Below are 17,339 nucleotides of genomic sequence, written 5' to 3'. Positions count from 1 at the left end.
CGCCCGGCCGCCCCCTCGCGATACGGTGCACGACGGCGCAAAACGGCGCGCCTAGCGCGGCGCGATCGACTGCAACGCGGTGAGCATCGCACCGTCCGGCTTCGCGAGATCGTCGAGCACGTCGAAGTGCCGCATGCCGGGGAGCCCGACGTGGACGATCCGTTCGCCTGCCGCTTCGCATGCGGTCGCATAGTCGCGTGCCTGCCGGACGAGTTCGGGCAGCTCGGCATCGCCGACCGCAACGACCGTCGGTGCGCCGGGCCCGACATGGCGCAACGGGCTGTACGCGTCGACTTCGCGCGCGCTGAGCTGCAGCTTGTCGTTCAGGACGCACAGCGAGATCGGTTCGAGATCGACGAGCGGGCTGATCGCGAGCGTCGACACGACGGCCGGATGCGCGCGGTACACGGCCGTCAGGTGGCCGCCCGCCGAATGGCCGCTCAGGTGGATCGGCCGCCCGGCGGTACCGATTGCGTCGGGGTCGTTCGCCAGGTAGTCGAGCAGCGCACCGATCTCGCCGACGATGCCTGTCATCGTCGCCAACGGCGCCAGCGTGTATTCGGCGAGTATCACGTCGAAACCGCGCGCGAGCGGCCCGCTCGCCGCGTACGCGAAATCCTCTTTCGCGCAGTGTTGCCAGTAGCCGCCGTGAATGAACACGAACAGCGGCGCATCGGGCCGACCGCACGACAGCCAGTCGAATCGCTGCGCGGGCTGCGCACCGTAACGCAGGTCGCGCCGGCCGCGCGTCGTGTCGTAGAGCGCCGCGCTGCGCGCCTGCATTGACGCCAGCAACGCCGGGAAATCGGGTACCACCTTCGTGTTCAGGTAGGCGGCGTCGAGTGCCGCGCGGTCCATGCCGCGATAGAGGATCGTCATCGGAATCGTATGGGTCGGGTTGCGGAAGCGCGGACGCAGGCGTCGCGTCCGGTGCGAAGGCGGCTTCTCAGTCGCCGAAGCACGCATTATCCGCAGCGCGGCATGGGCCGGCTATCCGGAATCGGCGAGCGCGGAAACCGGCTGTCCGTTTTCGGCGGCAGATCGACGTGGCAGGAGGCCGCACCGGTACGATCCGGGCCGCATGCGCGATGGCGCGAGGTGCGCGCCGGTGCGCCGGCGGTCGGATCGAGTCAGATCAGCTCGGAGATCTCGATCAGGTTCAGGTCGGGATCGCGCACGTAGACCGAGCGGATCTTCCGCGTCGCGCCCGTGCGTTCGACGGGCCCTTCGACGATCGGCCATTCGACGCGCTTCAGGTGCGCGATCACGTCGTCGAGCGGCACCGACGCGATGAAGCACAGGTCGAGCGCGCCGGGCACCGGCACATGCGCTTTCGGTTCGAACTCCGCGCCGCGCACGTGCAGGTTGATCTTCTGGTTGCCGAAGCGGAACGCGATCCGGCCGGCTCCGAAGGTTTCGAGCTGCATCTGCAGCACCTCGGTGTAGAAATGCGTCGTCCGGTCGGGATCGACGCAGGTCAGCACGAGATGGTCGAGGTGGTCAATCAGTGCCATGAGATTCGCTCCGGTTGGTCGTTCACGAGAAAGCGCGTTGTGCGGGCATGTCGCCGGCGTCCGCGCGCGGCGGCGGATGAAGGTCCGAGCGGCGCCCGGCCTTCAGGATCTGGCTCGGCACGTCATGGCCGATCAGCGCGGGCAGCCGTGCCGACGCGGCCAGCACGGCCGCGAGATCGACGCCCGTATCGTAGCCGTCGAGTTCGAGCATGTGCACGAGTTCCTCGGTGCACGCGTTGCCGGTCGCGCCCGGCGCATACGGGCAGCCGCCGAGGCCGCCGAGCGATGCGTCGAAGCGGTCGATCCCGGCGTCGAGTGCCGCAAGCGTGTTCGCGAGCGCCATCCCGCGTGTGTTGTGGAAGTGCAGCGTGAGCTGCAGCGCACCGAAGCGCTCGCGTGCACGTGCCGACAGTTCGCGCACTTGCGACGGAAACGCCATCCCCGTCGTATCGCACAGCGTGAAGCCGTGCACGCCGAGATCCGCGAAGCGCTGCATCCACGCGAGCACGCCCTCGGCCGCGACGTCCCCTTCCATCGGGCAGCCCATCGCGGTCGACAGCGAGACGTTGATGGCGACGCCCGTGCCGCGTACCGCGTCGATCACGTCGCGCAGCTGCGCGAACGATTGCTCGCGCGTCATCCGCAGGTTCGCGCGGTTGTGGCTTTCGCTCGTCGACATCACGAGGTTCACTTCGTCGACGCCGCACGACAGCGCGCGCTCGGCACCACGCACGTTCGGCACGAGCACCGTATAGACGACGCCCGGTGCGCGCGCGATGCCGTGCATCACGGCCTCGGCGTCGCGCAACGCGGGGATCGCCCTCGGCGACGTGAACGACGTGACCTCGATCTTCGCGTAGCCGCAGGCGCTCAGCGCGTCGACGAGCGCGATCTTGTCGTCGGTGTCGACGAATGCCGCTTCGTTCTGGAAACCGTCGCGCGTCGCGACTTCGTGGATGTAGAGCCGTGTGCGTTGCCCGCTCATGTCGTCGTCTCCTGGTTCTGGTTCTGGTTCAGATCACGCCGCGCGTGCGCCAGTCGCCGCGCGTCGCCGCATCGATGCCGAGCGCTTCGAGTACCGCGTCGGTGTCCGCGCCCAGCGCGGGCGCGGGGCGCTCGATGCGCCCGGGCGTCGCACCGAGCTTCGGCACGATGCCGGGCACGAGCACGGGCGTGCCGTCGGGGAGCGCGGCATCGACGAGCATGTCGCGCGCGCGGTAATGCGGGTCGGCGGCGATGTCGGCCACGTCGTAGATGCGCCCGGACGGGATGCGTGCGTCGTTCAACGCGGCCAGCACGGCGTCGAGATCGTGCCGCGCGCTCCACGCGCCGATCGCCGCGTCGATGCGTTCGACCTGCGCGACGCGCCCGTCGTTGTGCGCGAGCGCAGGATCGTTGCCGAGATCGGGCCGGCCGATCAGCTCCATCAGGCGCCGGAAGATGCTGTCGCCGTTCCCGGCGATCAGTGCGTACCGGCCGTCGCGGCAGCGATACGCGTTGGTCGGCGCGATGCCGGGCAGGCTGCTGCCGGCCGCCTCGCGCACGGCACCGAACGCCGAGTATTCGGGCAGCAGGCTTTCCATCATGTTGAATACCGACTCGTACAGCGCGACGTCGACGACCTGCCCCTTGCCGCCCTGCTGCTCGCGATGCCGCAGCGCGAGCAGCACGCCGATCACGCCGTGCAGCGCCGACAGCGAATCGCCGAGCGAGATGCCGACGCGCACCGGCGTGCGGCCAGGCTCGCCGGTCAGGTGCCGCAGGCCGCCCATCGCCTCGGCGATCACGCCGAAGCCGGGACGGTCGCGGTACGGGCCCGTCTGGCCGAAGCCCGACACGCGCAGCATCACGAGCCCCGGGTTGATCGCGGACAGCGCGTCCCAGCCGAGCCCCCAGCCTTCGAGAGTGCCGGGCCGGAAGTTCTCGATCAGCACGTCGGTTTCCGCGACGAGGCGGCGCACGACGTCCTGCCCTTCGGGCGTGCGCAGGTCGAGCGTCAGCGAGGTCTTGTTGCGCGACTGCGCGGCCCACCAGACCGACGTGCCGTCGTGCAGCAGCCGCCATTTGCGCAGCGGGTCGCCGAGCGCGGGCGGCTCGACCTTGAGCACGTCCGCACCGAATTCGGCGAGCATCCGGCCCGCGAACGGGCCGGCGATCAGTTGTCCGAGTTCCAGCACGCGGATGCCGTCGAGGGGGCGTGTCATGGCTGTCTCCGATGAAAGCGTGTTGTCGATGACGGCGATCATGACGGCGTTCCCGCCCGGCGAAAATCGATCGATGCTCAACCAGCCTTTCCGAAACGGAAAGGCGTGCGCGACGTCCGTTCACATATGCGGTGCGCCAGCCTTTCCATCCGGGAAAGCGCACTCGCGCAACGGTCAAACGACGGTCTGCGCGCCGCCGGCAGAATCGAACCCGTTCCGCGCCCGCCCCGGGCGCCTGCCAGCGAGGCCCGCCATGTTTTCCGTTTCCTCTCCCGCGAAGATCGTGTTCCTCGACCGCGCGACGCTGTCGCCGCAAACCGTGCTGAAGCCGTTCCCGTTTCCGAACGTGTTGCGCACGTTCGAGCGGACGGCCGCGCACGAGGTCGCTTCGCGCATCGGCGACGCGGACATCGTCGTGACCAACAAGGTGCGGCTCGACGCAGCGGCGCTTGCCGACGCGCGGCGCCTGCGGATGATCGCGATCGCCGCGACAGGCACCGACATCGTCGATCTCGACGCGTGTGCCGCGCACGGCATCGTCGTTAGCAATATTCGCGGGTATGCGGTCCGCACGGTGCCCGAGCACACGTTCGCGCTGATCTTCGCGCTGCGCCGCAGCCTCGTCGCGTACCGCGACGCGGTGCGCGCGGGGCGCTGGCTCGACAGCGGGCAGTTCTGCTTCTTCGATCATCCGATTCGCGACCTGGCCGGCTCGACGCTCGGGATCGTCGGCGACGGCGTGCTCGGGCGCGCGGTGGCCGGCATTGCGCGCGCGCTCGACATGCGGGTACGGTTCGCCGCGCACGGCGATGCGTCGGGGGACGACTACGCGCCGCTCGACACGCTGCTTCGGGACAGCGACGTGATCACGCTGCACTGTCCGCTCACGCCCGCGACGCGACACCTGATCGACGCGGCCGCATTCGCGCGGATGGCACGCCGGCCGCTGCTGATCAATACCGCGCGCGGCGGGCTCGTGGATGAAAACGCGCTCATCGACGCATTGCAGTCGGGGCAGATCGCGGGCGCGGGGTTCGACGTGGTCACGCAGGAGCCGCTGCCGGCCGCGCATCCGTTCCACGCGATCCTGTCGCATCCGGCCTTCATCCTGACGCCGCACGTCGCGTGGGCGAGCGACGAGGCGATGCAGGCGCTCGCCGATCAGCTCGTCGACAATGTCGCCGCGTTCGTCGAGGGCGCTCCGACGCATGTAGTGTGATGCGCAGCCGCGGGGGTCGTTTCGACGGCTCTACGAGAAAAGCCCCGCTCGATTGCTCGAAGCGGGGCTTGGGATCGGGAGTTGCTTACGCCAGTGACCCGGCACGTAGCGGGTTTGTGCATCCGCCCTGTCTTGCAGCGGGTTTCTGAATGCCTGATGAGCGCTACGTCAGGGAACTCGGGCCGCCGATGCTGCAGGGCCGGTCTGACGCTGGTCGGGCCCCGCACTGGAACGCGCCGGTTTCGCCTGCGGCGCACCACCCGGCGCGCTGATCCCGACCCGAATGCGCGCGTTTCAGTAAGCGGACATCTCGACGCAAGGATCGACCTTGGACGGCGAGCAGATGACCGAATACTTGGCGCTCTCGCGCATCAGCGCTTCGCCTTCGTGCAGCGCGATCTTGATCTCGGGGTGACGCTCGTACGCGAGGAATGCCGAGCACACGACCGCGGACATCACGACGAGGGAAAACACAAATTTTTCAAGGGTTTGGAAACGTTCAGGCATGGTTCGACCTATCACTTAGGCCGTGATTATATCTCGAAATAAGGGTTTTCCCTATAAGCCGGCCCGCATACCGAGGATGCATTCGGTCGCGCGCGGACGCGATGCTCGCGCCCTTTTTCCCTGCCAGTCCGCGCCTGAGTGTCGGTCGAACAGGATGGGTCGACCGGTTGCGGGGTTCGCGCCGTACCGGCGCTGCCGGCAACCGTGTCCGGCCACCAGGCCGGTCGCGGGCGCCGCCCCGCCGCTGCGCCAGCCCCGGTGCATCCGGCGATGCGCTCGCGGGCAATCGGTCGGTGGCGTGAAGTCGGTGGAAGGCGCGGCGCGGCGTTCGGGCGCGACAGGCCGCGTATTACCGGAGGGAAACGCCCCGCCCGTCGCCCTCGCAGGTCACCGCGTCACTGCGGTGCCGACGCGCCGCTTGCCGCATTGCCGGGCCATGCCTTGCCGATCTGGTCGACCAGCGATTTCGCGGTGCCCGTCACGATCGCCGCGTCGACGCCGGACGTCTGCCACGAGCCGTCGGCGGCCTTCACGAAGGTCAGGTTCGCGCGCGACGGCTTGTAGTCGGTATTGCGCCACGTGACCACGACGTCGCACGAGTAGGTGCGATCGCCGACCTTCTTGCAGTCGCCGTCGGGCTTCGCCGACACGACATCGGCCGAGACGGGCAGCGGCTGGCCGAACAGCGCGTTCAGCCCGCCGTGGTTTTCCGCCTCGAGCGCGCGGCGCACGGCGGCATCGACGTCGCCCGATCCGGGGCCGTCGTGGAGCAGGTTGCAGGCGGCCAGGAGCGTCGATGCACCGGCGAGTGTCAGCAGCGTCTGGAACTTCATGGATATCCGTTATCGGGGGAACGCCGCGTAGTCTGCAACGTCCGCGTATCGTGCGCGGTATCCATTTGTAACCAATTGCACGGGCGCGATCGCCCCTCCGCTTCGCCCGCGCCTGCTGACGCCCCTACTGCCGCTCCTGCTTCACGCGGCTCACGAGCTGCGTCGGGCTCACGAACTGCAGCGCGATGACCACCCACACGAGCGTGATGGCCATGTAGATCATCGCCATCGCGTCGATCGACTGCGGCGCGCGCACGCCGGTCGAGAACACCGCGTAATACAGCGCGACGACGAGCGTCTGCGTGCTCGGCCCCGCGGTGAAGAAGGTCAGCTCGAACATCCCGATCGTGCGCACCAGCACGAGCAGCCCCGCCGCGAGCATGCCGGGCACGAGCAGCGGCAGCAGCACATGGCGGAAATAACGCCACGTGTTCGCGCCGAAGATGCGCGCGGCGGCTTCGAGATTCGGATCGATCTGCTCGATGAACGGCGTCATCACGAGGATCACGAACGGCAGCGCCGGCACGAGGTTCGCTAGGATCACGCCGGGCAGCGTGCCCGCGAGCCCGACCTTGTACATCACGGTGGCCATCGGGATCCCGTACGTGACGGGCGGCACCATCAGCGGCAGCAGGAACACCAGCAGCGCGAAGCGCTTGCCGCGAAACCGCACGCGCGCGAGCGCATAGGCGGCCGGCACGCCGAGCGCGATCGACAGCAGCACGACCGCGCCGACGACCTCGACGGTCACCCACAGCACACTCGCGAGCTGGAAGTCCGCCCACGCCTTCGCGTACCAGTGCAGCGTGAAACCCTGCGGCAGCGGCGTGCCGAACCAGCGTGTCGCGATCGAGTTCACCGCGACGGTCGCGATCAGCAGCATCACGTTCAGCAGGAAGAACGCCATCAGCCCCCAGACGAGCGCGTGCCACGCACGGCCGGCGAGATGGCCTGCCATCTTCCGCGGTTTCCTCGCGTCGGCGGGCCGCACATCGGGCGGATCGGGCGCATCGTGCTTCGGCGGCCACGCGCGGGCGGCATGATTGTCGGTCGCCATCAGCCCTTGCCCCCCGTCACCGCGCCGGTATAGAAGAAGCGGCGCGCGCCGAGCATCGACGCGACCACCAGCAGCTGCACGAAACCCATCACGATCGCGATCGCCGATGCGAGCGAATAGTCGTAGCTCTCGAACGCCGCTTCCGCCGCCGCGATCGAGATCACGCGCGTGGGCCCGGCCGGCGCGCCGAGCAGCACGGCCGACGGGAACACCGAGAACGCCTGCACGAACGACAGGCACGCGGCCATCGTGAGCCCCGGCACGAGCAGCGGCAGGTAGATCCGCCGGAACTGCTGCCACGGGTTCGCGCCGAGCGTCGCCGCCGCGCGCGCGAGTGTCGGGTCGATGCCGCTGATGTACGAGAGCATCAGCAGGAATGCGAACGGAAAGCCCGACACGATCAGCGACAGCAGCACGCCCCAGTAGTTGTGCGTGAGGCGCACTTCGTCGGTGTACAGGTGCAGCCCCTGCAACGCCTGCGGGAACCAGCCGTTCGGCCCGAAATACGTGAGCATCCCGTCGGCGACGAGCACCGTGCCGAGCGTGACGGGAATCACGAGCAGCGTCGTGACGAACTTCTGGTAAGGCGAATTGCGGCGCAGCGCGAACGCGACGGGTACCGCGACGCCGACGTTGAGCAGCGTCGCCGGCACCGCCAGCTTCAGCGTGACGAGCACCGTGGGCCACATCGCGGTATCGGTGAAGAACTGCACGTAGTTCGCGAGCGCGCCGCCGCCGTTCATCGGCTGGAACGACAGCACGAGACCGTAGGCGAACGGATAGATGAACAGCGCGACGATGAACGCGAGTGCGGGGGTGACGAGCCAGGCTTTCGCGTCGCACGGTGTGCCGCCGGCCGGGAGCGTGCTCACGCGGCCTCCCGGTGGCGCGTTGCAGCGCACGCGATGCGGCGGCCGTTCATCGCGCGTCTCCCGCATAGACGAGCGTGCGCGACGGCGCAACACATAACCGCAAATGCTCGCCTTCCGCGAATTCGCCGGCCACGCGCGCCCAGATCGGGCCGAACGGCGTGGCCGCACGGATCAGCGAATCGCGGCCGCCGTATTCGACCGTTTCGACGGTCGCGTCGAACGCGTTGTCGGCGCCGTCTGCCGCGCGCTCGATGTCGTCGGGACGCAGCGCGACCGCGACGTCCTTCGCGTCGAAGCCGGCCATCGGCACGCCCGTGAGCCGCACGCCTGCGGCGCTGACGTTTACGTGGCCGCCGGCCATCCCGTCGAGCGTGAACGGCAGCACGTTGCGATAACCCATGAAACGCGCGACGTGCAGGTTGTGCGGGCGCGTGTAGACGTCCTTCGGCGTCGCCACCTGCTGTACGACCCCCTCCTTCATCACGACGATGCGATCGGCCATCGACAGCGCCTCGTCCTGGTCGTGCGTCACGTAGATCGTCGCGCGTTCGAGCTGCGTGTGGATGCGGCGGATCTCGGCGCGCATCTCGATGCGCAGCTTCGTGTCGAGGTTCGACAGCGGTTCGTCCATCAGCACGAGCGGCGGCTCGATGACGATCGCGCGTGCGATCGCGACGCGCTGCTGCTGTCCGCCCGACAGTTGCCCGGGCAGCTTGCCCTCGTGCCCGACGAGCTGCACGAGTTCGAGCGCCTGCTGCGCGCGCCGCCGCGTTTCCTGCTTCGGCACGCCGCGCATCTTGAGGCCGAAACCGACGTTGTCGAGCACCGACAGGTGCGGAAACAGCGCGTAGTTCTGGAACACCATCCCGAAGCCGCGACGCTCGGGCGGCAGCACGTCGATGCGCGTGTCGTCGAGCCAGATGCCGCCGCTCGTGAGCGGCTGCAGCCCCGCGATGCAGTTCAGCGCGGTCGACTTGCCGCAGCCCGACGGGCCGAGCAGCGCGATGAACTCGCCGCGCCGGATCTCGAGGTCGAGCCCGTTCAGCGCGGCGACCTGCGCACCTTCCGCATTGGTGAAGCTGCGGCTGACGCCATCGAGCCGCAGCCGTTCGAAACTCTGCTTCATTGCGCGAACTCCATCGACGCGGGCGCCGCGGCGCCCGCCGGCCCATGCGTCACTTCGACTTCTGCGAACCGATCTCGCGATCCCACTTCTGGAACGCGGCGACCATCGCCTGTGCGCTGAGCGGCTGCACGTGCGGGCGATCCGCCAGCAGCTTCGCGTATTCCGGGCGGCCGAACTTGCGGATCACTTCCTGGCTGTGCGCGGGCGCCATCTCGAGCGTCACGCCCTTCACCGCCGGGCCCGGATAGAAGTAACCGTCGTCGTAGGTCATCGCCTGCTGCGCCGGTTCGAGCAGGAAGTTCATCAGCTTGAACAGCACGTCGAGCTTGTCTTTCGGCACGCCCTTCGGGATCACCATGTAGTGCGCATCGTTGACCCACGTCATGTTGTCGAACGCCTGGACCCGGAACTCGGCCGGCACGATGCCGAGCGCACGCGGGTTGAGGTCCCAGCCGGTGACGGTCACGGTCATGTCGCGCGTGCCTTCGCCGAGCTCCTTCATCACCGCCGACGTGCCGCCCGGGTAGTACGGGACGCAGTCGTTGAGCTGCTTCAGGAACGCCCAGGTCTTGTCCCAGCCGTTGATCGGGTCCTGCGGGTTCTTGTCGCCGAGCACATATGGCAGCCCCATCAGGAACGTGCGGCCGGGGCCCGAGTTCGCCGGGCGCGCGTAGATCAGCTTGTTCGGGTGCGCCTTGCACCACGCGAGCAACTGGTCGGGCGTTTTCGGCGGGTCGCTGACCTTCGCCGGGTTGTATTCGAGCAGCGGGCCGGCCGGCATGTAGGTGACTTCGAGGCCGAGGCCCTGTGCGAGGTCCTGCATCTTGCGCGGGCCGGGTGCGTACCTGTCGAGCACGCCGGGGAATGCGCCCGCGTTGTCGGGCAGCACCTTCAGCCACAGGTTCTGCTCGATGCCGGCGGCCAGCGCGTCGGTGCCCGTCAGCACGAGGTCGATGTCGGCGCGCCCCGCCGCCTGCATCGCCTTGATCTTGCCCGGCAGCTGCGGCGCCGGCGCGTTCGTGAACGTGACGCTCGACACGAGGGTCGGGTTCTTGTCCCTGAAGGCTTCGATGGCCTTCTGCGTGAGCTGCAGGTTGCCCGCGACATCGACGATGTTCAGCGATACGGGGGCGGCAACGGCTGCCGAGGCCGACAGCGTGAAGCCCACGGCGAGTGCGATCCGGCGGACACGGCGAGCGATCGTGGTGGCGTTCATGTCTCCTCACTTCGGTCGGTGGATTGGACCTTTCTTTTCAGGAAATCATGACGGCGTTATACGATGTCGGTCAACAAAAAACCGAGGTGGCCGGGGCGGGACTTTCCCTGACAAACACCTTCCGGTGAATGCCAATTTGGTTGCCGGGCAAGATGGGCCGGGGATCGCGGCTGGACGCCAAGTCGTCCTGCGACGTCATATCTCTGCTGGGGGCAATCCCGGCGAAGTGGATTCAGCCGGCCCCGACGGGATCGGGGCAGTCAGCGTTCGGCAGGCCCGGCAAATCAGCGGTTCTTCAGCGCGATCAACACGTCCCGGTGTCCGGAAATGACTTTTCGCGCCGCGCGCGGCACGTCACCCTCCTCGGCTTCGGTCGAAGCCTTGGCCTCGTGGGTGGGACGGATGATCGTGCGGGGTTTCAACGCAACGCCGTACAGCACCTTTCGTTTGGGATCCGTGACGGCATTCCGCAAAAAATGACAGCGATCGGCCGCTTGTCCGTCAATCGGATGGAGCGGTCGCGTCGCTGTCAGTCATGGCGCCCGATGAATGGACGAAAAAGGCCCGAGGACGGCAAACAATGCCCGAATATCAATTCCTCAAGCCTGAATCGCCTTCACCCAACGCCTTCACCTCTTCGATCAACCGTTCCGCATCACGCCACTCGCCATACCCCGACGCCGGATTCAGGTGCCCCACTTCGCCGAGATCGACGAGCCTGCTGCCCCACCCTGCCGCCAGCGTTTCGACGCGCTCGAAGCGCGCGAGCGGATCGTTGCGGCTCGCGGCGACGATGCTCGGAAACGGCAGCCGCCCGGTCGGCACCGGCGTCCAGCCGTTCGCGTCGATCGCGTCGGGCGCCGGATAACCGGCGGGCATCGGCGTATCGAGATCGGCCGGCGCCGCGAGCAGCGCGCCGTGGATCTCGCGCGTGGCCTGCCGCGCCCAGTGCACGGCAATCATCACCCCCGCGCTGTGCGCGACGAGGATCACGGGGCCGTCGATCGCGGCCAGCGCCGCATCGAGCGCCGCGACGCGTGCGGCGCGGCTCAGCTTGTCGGCTTCGAGCGGCGCGACGGCGCGTGCGTTCGGCAGGCGTCGTTCGAGGTGCGTCTGCCAGTGGTCTTCGACGTGATCGCGCAAGCCGGGCACGATCAGGATGGTGGGTGCGGTCGTCAGGGTCATGCAGCCTCCGAAGCGTTCAGGAAAGTCTGGACGCGCGCCGTTCGCGTTCGACGCGCGCGAGGTCGGCCACATAGCTCGCGCGTCCGATCGCGAACAGCACGGCGGCCATGAGCGGCACGACGGGAATCCATTGGAGTGCGCCGACAAGGCCGGCGCGATCGGCGGCCCACCCCGTCAGCAGCGGGCCCGGCGCCATGCCGAGCAGGTTGTTGGCGAGCGTGAGCGTCGCGAACGCCGATGCGTGGATCGCGGCCGGCGTCAGGTTCGCGACCATCGCGCCCGACGCACCGGACGCGCCCGCGCCGACCAGCATGCCAGCGCAGATCAGCGCGAGCTGCAGCGGCCCGGGCGGCAGCCGGAACGCGACCGCGAGGCAGACGCCGGTCAGCACGCAATACGCGATCGCGGTCAGCCACTTGCGCTTGCCGTCGGTTTTGCCGACGCGGTCGGTGACGATCCCGCAGCCGACCATCCCGATACCCGCGAGCAGCACGAAACCGGCGGCGAGCACGGCCGCGCGGTCGGGCGCCATCGCGTAGTAGCGGTTCAGGTAGCTCGGCAGCCATGCGAACAGCGCGCCCGGCACGAACAGGTGCAGCCCGCTGCCGAGATACGCGCAGATCACCGAACGCGACGCGAACAGCCCCGACATCAGCACGCGCACGCTGCCGCGCAGGTCGCGCGGCGTGTCGGTGTCGCGCCGGCAGGGTTCGGCGCCGCATTCGGTGCCGAATTCAGAGCGATATGCGGCGAGCCGCCGTTCGGTCACGACGCAGCGATACGCGACGAGCAGCACGATGCCGAGCGCGGCCATCACGCCGAACGACCAGCGCCAGCCGAGATGCGCGCCGACGAGCCCGCCGAGCGCCATGCCGAACACGGAGCCGAATGCACCGCCGGCCATGAACGCGCCGGTCAGCGTCGCGCGCAGCCGCGCCGGGAAGATGCTGAGGATCAGCGCGACGCCGACGCTGCCATACGCGGCTTCACCGAGCCCGACGAGGCCGCGCGCGACGAGCATCTCCGTGTAATGGGTCGACAGCGCGCAGCCGAGCGTCGCGACGCTCCACAGCGCGGCCATCAGCACGATGCTGCGCACGCGCCCGAAGCGGTCGGCGAGCACCGACAGCGGAAACGTCAGCAGCCCGACCAGCAGCGCGACGACGCCGGAGAGCGAACCGAGCTGCGTGTCCGACAGCGCCCATGCTTGCTTGAGCAGCGGGAACACGGCGTTGAGCACCTGCCGCGACATGTAGTCCGACAGCAGCAGGCCGACGGTCAGCCCGAACACGAGCCACGCATAGGCGGGCGCGCGCCGGCCGGCGGCGGCGACGTCCTGGATCGACGGCTCGACATGATGGATCAGCATGCGTGTCTCCTCCGGCACCGGAGCGATCGTGCTCCGGCGCGGCTTGCGTGGCCCCGCTCCGTTGACCGGAGTCCGCCCCCGCATCACGCGCGGGGATGGGTGCCACGCCACAACGATCGGCGGGCCGCGGCCGCCATGGCCGCTGGCCCGGATGCGCGGCGCGTCAGGCGACCCGCAGCGGCACGTTCGGCTGGCCCGGCCGGCGGTTCGGTGCCATCCCGAGCTGCGCGAGGGTCTCGTCGATGCCGTCGTACTGCACGCCGATCCGGTAGATCGCCTTCGCCTCCTTGCCGGTCGCGATGTCGCGGCCGAGTTCGCGCGCGATCCGTGCGCACTGCTCGACCTGCTGCACCGAGGTCATCCGGTTGCCCTTCTGGTCGATGATCGTGTCCTCGATCCCGCAGCGCGGATGCAGGCCCAGCGCCATCGCGACCGTGTTGATCGGCAGCACGTTCTTCATCAGGGATTCGAGCGTGATGCACGCGCCGTCCGGGCAGCGCCGCACGAATTCCATGAAGTTGTACGGATTCGGGCCGTCGAAGCCGCCGCCGATGCCGACCCACGTGACGTTCAGCGGGCCGCGATAGACGCCGCGGCGGATGATCCGTTCGAGCGTTTCCAGCGCGTGCATGCCGGTGAGCTGGAAATGCGGCTGGATGCCGGCCGCCTGCAGGCGGCGCAGGTGCTCGTCGACCCAGCCGGGGCCGGCCGGCACGGTCATCTCGCGGTACGCGTCCCACAGCGCGGCTTCGTTCAGCGACGTGCCGGCGATGTCCTTGCGGTTCATCAGCTCGGTGATGTTCATCTGCACGGTGTTGATCGCGACGGTCACCTGGTCGGGCTTCGGCGTCAGCTCGGCGAGCATGTGGCGCGTGTCGTCGGACAGCCATTTCGCTTCCGCGCCGTCGCCTTCCGGCGCGAACGAGATCGAGCCGCCCACCTGCAGGATCATGTCGGGCACCGCCTCGCGCAGCCGGCCGAGCAGCTCGTTGAACTTCGACAGCCGCTTGCTGCCCTTGCCGTCGAGTTCGCGCACATGCAGGTGCAGCACCGTCGCGCCCGCGTTGTAGCAGTCGACGGCCTTCTGCACGTGCTCGTCCATCGTCACCGGAATGTCTTCCGGAAAATCGGCGGGCATCCATTCGGGGCCATACGGTGCGACCGTGATGACTACCTTGTCCTGGTTTTCCGGGTGCAGCGAATCGTCGAGAAATTGCATGTCGTCCTCCAGTGGAAATCGTTTTTGTGCAGGCGTACGGGCGTGCGTATCCCGCCGCGCCGGGCGGCGGGCCCGGCGCGTTGTTCGGGGTGGCGAGTCGGTTAAGGTGCGAGCGCGCTCAGAACGGCACGTCGCCGACGATGCCCGCGCGCTCCATCCGGCGCACGCACGGCGGGTAGTCCATGACCGCGTAATGCTGCGTGCTGCGGTTGTCCCAGATCGCGACGCTGTTCTTCTTCCAGCGCCAGCGCACCTGGTATTCGGGGATGTATGCCTGGCTGATCAGGTATTGCAGCAGCTGGCCGGCGCCGGGATTCGCGTCCTGCCCGACCCGCACGCGCGCGGGCGTGTGGTAGTTCGTGAAATGCGTGGTGAACGCGTTCACGTACAGCACCTTCTCGCCGGTTTCGGGGTGCGTGCGCACGACCGGATGCTCGGCGTCCGGGTACTGCGCCTTCAGCGCGAGGCGCTTGTCGATCGGCATCGCCGCACCGAAGCTCGCCTCGATGCTGTGGCGCGCGCGCAAGTCGTCGATCTGCTGCTTCACGTGGTCCGGCAGGCGCTCGTAGGCGAGCACCATGTTCGCCCACATCGTGTCGCCGCCAACCGGCGGACCGTCGATGCAGCGCAGCACGCAGCCGAACGGCGGCGCCACGCGCCAGCTCGCATCGCTGTGCCACGCATTCTCGTAGCGGTCGTTCGGCTGGTCGGGCGACTTGTAGATCCGCACGAGCCCCGGGTGTTCCGGGTCGCTGCCGGCGACCGGATGATCCTCGAGCTCGCCGAAGCGCCGCGCGAACGCGACGTGCTCGGCGCGCGTGATGTCCTGGTCACGCAGGAACAGCACGCGATGCCGCAGCAGCTGCGCGCGGATCTCGGCGAACAGGCCGTCGTCGCGCACGGCGTCGGCGAGGCTCACGTCCAGCAGTTCCGCGCCGAGCGCGCAGGTCAAGGGTTCGACTCGCATGCGCGTCTCCTCAGACGATGAACACCGACGAACCGGTCGTCTTGCGCGATTCGAGATCGCGGTGTGCCTGCGCGGCATCCTGCAGCGCGTAGCGCTGGTTGATTTCGATCCTGATGCGGCCGGCCGCGACGTGCGCGAACAGTTCGCCGGCCAGGTCGTTCTTCTCGGCCGGATCGGCGATGTAGTCGGCCAGCGCCGGGCGCGTCAGGTAAAGCGAGCCCTTCATCGCGAGGCGCTGCGGATCGAACGGCGGGATCGGGCCCGACGCGGTGCCGACGCACACCATCAGCCCGCGCCGCTTCAGCGAATCGAGCGAGCCTTCGAAGGTGTCCTTGCCGACGCTGTCGAACACGACGTCGACGCCCGCGCCGTCCGTCAGCTCGCGCACGCGTTTCGCGACGTCCTCGCGGCTGTAGTCGATCGTATGGTCGCAGCCGTGCGCGCGGGCGATCGCGGCCTTGTGCTCGCTCGAAACCGTGCCGATCACCGTGAGCCCGAGCAGCTTCGCCCATTGCGACACGATCAGCCCGACGCCGCCGGCGGCCGCGTGCAGCAGGATCGTGTCGCCCGGCTCAAACGCGTGGATACGGCGCAGCAGGTAGGCCGACGTCAGGCCGCGCATCGTCATCGCCGCGGCCGTTTCGCACGAAATGCCGGCCGGCAGCCGCACGAGCGGCGCGGCGGGGATCAGCCGCTCGGTGCTGTACGCGCCGAGCGTGTTCAGGAAGCCCGTGTAGGTCACGCGGTCGCCGACGACGACGTTCGTCACGCCGGGGCCGACGGCGTCGACCACGCCGGCCGCCTCGACGCCGATCCCGGCCGGCAGCGGCACCGGATACAGGCCGCTGCGGAAATACGTGTCGGCGAAATTCAGTCCGACGGCCTCGTGCCGCAGGCGCACCTGGCCGGCACCCGGATCGCCGACGTCGACTGCTTCCCAGCGCAGCACGTCGGGGTCGCCGGTTTCGTGGAATCGCACTGCATGTGCCATCGTGTTCTCCGTATGTTGTCAGTCGGATGCGCGCCGCGCATCGTCGGGTTCGTTCATGCCCGGCGGCGTCGCGGCTGCGCCGTCCGCCAGCGGGTCGTCCAGTCCGGCCCAGTCCGCGTCGCCCAGGTAGCGTCGCGCGGCCGGGAAAATCACGCCTTCCATCCGCCCCATCTGCTCGAACGCGCCGTGTGCATAACGGGCGAGCGCCGCGTCGAACGCGGCCGACGGCAGCCCGTCCGCGGCGATCCGCTCGAGCGCATCGAGCGCTTGCGCATCGCGCTGCCGCTGGCGGTCGAGTTCGTCCAGTTCGGCCGCGACGCACTCCGCGCGCACGCGCAATGCCGCGAAGAGGTGCGCTTCGGCGGCCGTGCCGACACGGGCGCGCTGCAACGCGGCGAGCGATGCCAGCGCACGCTGCGCGTCGGCCGCGTGCCGCAGCGGTACGTCCGCGTGTGCGGCGGACGCCATCGGGCCATGCTGCGCGTCGCTCGCTTGCCGCTGCTGCTGTGCATCCACGTCCGCGGCCGCAGCCGCGTCCACGCCGGACGCCATCAGCGCATGCAGCAACCCGCCGACCGCGCGATGCGCATCGAGGCAACGCGCCATCACGCGCGCCTCGGCCGGCGTTCGCCGCGACGTGCACACCAGCACCGGGACACCGCTCGTCGCGAGCAGGTGCCGTCGTTGCGCGCAGGCCGCCGCATCGGCATCGTGCGGCAGCGCCGCGACGCCGATCAGGTCGCAGCCGAGTTCGGCCGCCAGCGCGCCGGGTGCCGCGTCGCCGGCCCCCGGATGGCCGGCCCCCGGAAGGCCGGCCCCCGCGATCGCATGGGACAAACCCTGCGCCCGCGCGGCGGCTTCCACTTTCGCACCGTGTTCCGGCAGCCGCGCTCCGGATAAACGCGAGGCCGGTGCGCCGCCGGCCAGCAGGAACGTGACCCGGGCGCCGACCGCGCGCGCCAGTTCGAGCGCATGGCCGATCGCGTCGATGCCGCCGGGCGCGCCGTCGACCGTCACGAGCAGATGGCGGTACATCGTGCCGCTCCGTTTATCCGGCGAG

The 17,339-nt window shown here is 69.0% G+C and carries 18 protein-coding genes; 1 reads left to right on the top strand and 17 read right to left on the bottom strand.

Annotated features, from left to right (window positions below; genetic code table 11):
- Positions 1–51 precede the first annotated feature (51 nt).
- The 4 genes from PQB87_RS09220 to PQB87_RS09205 all read right to left on the bottom strand — a co-directional run bounded on the left by PQB87_RS09220 (position 52) and on the right by PQB87_RS09205 (position 3,718).
- The gene (locus PQB87_RS09220; RefSeq protein WP_489241503.1) at positions 52–879 is read right to left on the bottom strand and encodes an alpha/beta hydrolase; all 828 of its coding nucleotides are present in this window, start codon (positions 877–879) and stop codon (positions 52–54) included.
- A gap of 251 nt (positions 880–1,130) precedes the next feature.
- Positions 1,131–1,514: a VOC family protein gene (locus tag PQB87_RS09215; protein WP_027787387.1), complete on the bottom strand. Its 384-nt coding sequence runs from the start codon at positions 1,512–1,514 to the stop codon at positions 1,131–1,133.
- 22 nt (positions 1,515–1,536) lie between these two features.
- Positions 1,537–2,499, bottom strand: coding sequence for a hydroxymethylglutaryl-CoA lyase (locus PQB87_RS09210; RefSeq protein WP_059653171.1), 963 nt, complete (start codon positions 2,497–2,499; stop codon positions 1,537–1,539).
- A 28-nt stretch (positions 2,500–2,527) separates the two neighbouring features.
- Complete coding sequence (locus PQB87_RS09205; protein ID WP_226146445.1) at positions 2,528–3,718, bottom strand: CaiB/BaiF CoA transferase family protein; 1,191 nt, start codon at positions 3,716–3,718, stop codon at positions 2,528–2,530.
- A 253-nt stretch (positions 3,719–3,971) separates the two neighbouring features.
- Here PQB87_RS09205 and PQB87_RS09200 point away from each other — a divergent pair, with 253 nt between their 5' ends.
- The gene (locus PQB87_RS09200; protein ID WP_489241500.1) at positions 3,972–4,937 is read left to right on the top strand and encodes a D-2-hydroxyacid dehydrogenase; all 966 of its coding nucleotides are present in this window, start codon (positions 3,972–3,974) and stop codon (positions 4,935–4,937) included.
- A 294-nt stretch (positions 4,938–5,231) separates the two neighbouring features.
- Here PQB87_RS09200 and PQB87_RS09195 read toward each other — a convergent pair whose 3' ends face one another.
- From PQB87_RS09195 to PQB87_RS09135, 13 genes are all read right to left on the bottom strand, one after another.
- Entirely contained in the window at positions 5,232–5,444 is a 213-nt protein-coding gene (locus PQB87_RS09195) for a hypothetical protein (RefSeq protein ID WP_006497261.1), read from the bottom strand.
- A gap of 395 nt (positions 5,445–5,839) precedes the next feature.
- Positions 5,840–6,277: a hypothetical protein gene (locus PQB87_RS09190; RefSeq protein ID WP_021159623.1), complete on the bottom strand. Its 438-nt coding sequence runs from the start codon at positions 6,275–6,277 to the stop codon at positions 5,840–5,842.
- Between the two features lie 124 nt (positions 6,278–6,401).
- Positions 6,402–7,334, bottom strand: a complete 933-nt coding sequence (locus tag PQB87_RS09185) for an ABC transporter permease (protein WP_153488333.1) — start codon at positions 7,332–7,334, stop codon at positions 6,402–6,404.
- Positions 7,334–8,206: an ABC transporter permease gene (locus tag PQB87_RS09180; protein ID WP_489241497.1), complete on the bottom strand. Its 873-nt coding sequence runs from the start codon at positions 8,204–8,206 to the stop codon at positions 7,334–7,336. The genes PQB87_RS09185 and PQB87_RS09180 overlap by 1 nt, the downstream gene beginning before the upstream one ends.
- A 46-nt stretch (positions 8,207–8,252) precedes the next feature.
- Complete coding sequence (locus PQB87_RS09175; RefSeq protein ID WP_059495973.1) at positions 8,253–9,332, bottom strand: ABC transporter ATP-binding protein; 1,080 nt, start codon at positions 9,330–9,332, stop codon at positions 8,253–8,255.
- A gap of 49 nt (positions 9,333–9,381) precedes the next feature.
- Positions 9,382–10,548, bottom strand: a complete 1,167-nt coding sequence (locus PQB87_RS09170; RefSeq protein ID WP_489241495.1) for an extracellular solute-binding protein — start codon at positions 10,546–10,548, stop codon at positions 9,382–9,384.
- A gap of 284 nt (positions 10,549–10,832) precedes the next feature.
- Complete coding sequence (locus PQB87_RS09165; RefSeq protein ID WP_176113734.1) at positions 10,833–10,988, bottom strand: hypothetical protein; 156 nt, start codon at positions 10,986–10,988, stop codon at positions 10,833–10,835.
- Positions 10,989–11,139: 151 nt separating this feature from the next.
- A complete protein-coding gene (locus PQB87_RS09160) occupies positions 11,140–11,733 on the bottom strand; it encodes an RBBP9/YdeN family alpha/beta hydrolase (RefSeq protein WP_489241493.1) in 594 nt (197 codons plus the stop codon).
- 16 nt (positions 11,734–11,749) lie between these two features.
- The gene (locus PQB87_RS09155) at positions 11,750–13,102 is read right to left on the bottom strand and encodes an MFS transporter (RefSeq protein WP_060306673.1); all 1,353 of its coding nucleotides are present in this window, start codon (positions 13,100–13,102) and stop codon (positions 11,750–11,752) included.
- Positions 13,103–13,265: 163 nt separating this feature from the next.
- Positions 13,266–14,321 carry a beta-keto acid cleavage family enzyme gene (locus tag PQB87_RS09150; protein ID WP_226152364.1) on the bottom strand — a complete coding sequence of 352 codons (1,056 nt, stop codon included), beginning with the start codon at positions 14,319–14,321 and terminating at the stop codon, positions 13,266–13,268.
- Positions 14,322–14,439: 118 nt separating this feature from the next.
- A complete protein-coding gene (locus tag PQB87_RS09145; protein ID WP_489241491.1) occupies positions 14,440–15,288 on the bottom strand; it encodes a TauD/TfdA dioxygenase family protein in 849 nt (282 codons plus the stop codon).
- Positions 15,289–15,298: 10 nt separating this feature from the next.
- A complete protein-coding gene (locus PQB87_RS09140; protein WP_489241489.1) occupies positions 15,299–16,279 on the bottom strand; it encodes a quinone oxidoreductase family protein in 981 nt (326 codons plus the stop codon).
- 18 nt (positions 16,280–16,297) lie between these two features.
- A complete protein-coding gene (locus PQB87_RS09135) occupies positions 16,298–17,314 on the bottom strand; it encodes a universal stress protein (RefSeq protein ID WP_489241487.1) in 1,017 nt (338 codons plus the stop codon).
- Between the last annotated feature and the right edge of the window lie 25 nt (positions 17,315–17,339).

This window comes from Burkholderia sp. KL41 (assembly GCF_057005415.2).
This window is presented reverse-complemented; position numbering and strand designations above follow the sequence as displayed.

Excerpts from the sequence above, each read along its gene's own strand:
- PQB87_RS09220 (WP_489241503.1), bottom strand. The coding sequence starts at position 879 with ATGACGATCCTCTATCGCGGCATGGACCGCGCGGCACTCGACGCCGCC.
- PQB87_RS09215 (WP_027787387.1), bottom strand. The coding sequence starts at position 1,514 with ATGGCACTGATTGACCACCTCGACCATCTCGTGCTGACCTGCGTCGAT.
- PQB87_RS09210 (WP_059653171.1), bottom strand. The coding sequence starts at position 2,499 with ATGAGCGGGCAACGCACACGGCTCTACATCCACGAAGTCGCGACGCGC.
- PQB87_RS09205 (WP_226146445.1), bottom strand. The coding sequence starts at position 3,718 with ATGACACGCCCCCTCGACGGCATCCGCGTGCTGGAACTCGGACAACTG.
- PQB87_RS09200 (WP_489241500.1), top strand. The coding sequence starts at position 3,972 with ATGTTTTCCGTTTCCTCTCCCGCGAAGATCGTGTTCCTCGACCGCGCG.
- PQB87_RS09195 (WP_006497261.1), bottom strand. The coding sequence starts at position 5,444 with ATGCCTGAACGTTTCCAAACCCTTGAAAAATTTGTGTTTTCCCTCGTC.
- PQB87_RS09190 (WP_021159623.1), bottom strand. The coding sequence starts at position 6,277 with ATGAAGTTCCAGACGCTGCTGACACTCGCCGGTGCATCGACGCTCCTG.
- PQB87_RS09185 (WP_153488333.1), bottom strand. The coding sequence starts at position 7,334 with ATGGCGACCGACAATCATGCCGCCCGCGCGTGGCCGCCGAAGCACGAT.
- PQB87_RS09175 (WP_059495973.1), bottom strand. The coding sequence starts at position 9,332 with ATGAAGCAGAGTTTCGAACGGCTGCGGCTCGATGGCGTCAGCCGCAGC.
- PQB87_RS09170 (WP_489241495.1), bottom strand. The coding sequence starts at position 10,548 with ATGAACGCCACCACGATCGCTCGCCGTGTCCGCCGGATCGCACTCGCC.
- PQB87_RS09160 (WP_489241493.1), bottom strand. The coding sequence starts at position 11,733 with ATGACCCTGACGACCGCACCCACCATCCTGATCGTGCCCGGCTTGCGC.
- PQB87_RS09155 (WP_060306673.1), bottom strand. The coding sequence starts at position 13,102 with ATGCTGATCCATCATGTCGAGCCGTCGATCCAGGACGTCGCCGCCGCC.
- PQB87_RS09150 (WP_226152364.1), bottom strand. The coding sequence starts at position 14,321 with ATGCAATTTCTCGACGATTCGCTGCACCCGGAAAACCAGGACAAGGTA.
- PQB87_RS09145 (WP_489241491.1), bottom strand. The coding sequence starts at position 15,288 with ATGCGAGTCGAACCCTTGACCTGCGCGCTCGGCGCGGAACTGCTGGAC.
- PQB87_RS09140 (WP_489241489.1), bottom strand. The coding sequence starts at position 16,279 with ATGGCACATGCAGTGCGATTCCACGAAACCGGCGACCCCGACGTGCTG.
- PQB87_RS09135 (WP_489241487.1), bottom strand. The coding sequence starts at position 17,314 with ATGTACCGCCATCTGCTCGTGACGGTCGACGGCGCGCCCGGCGGCATC.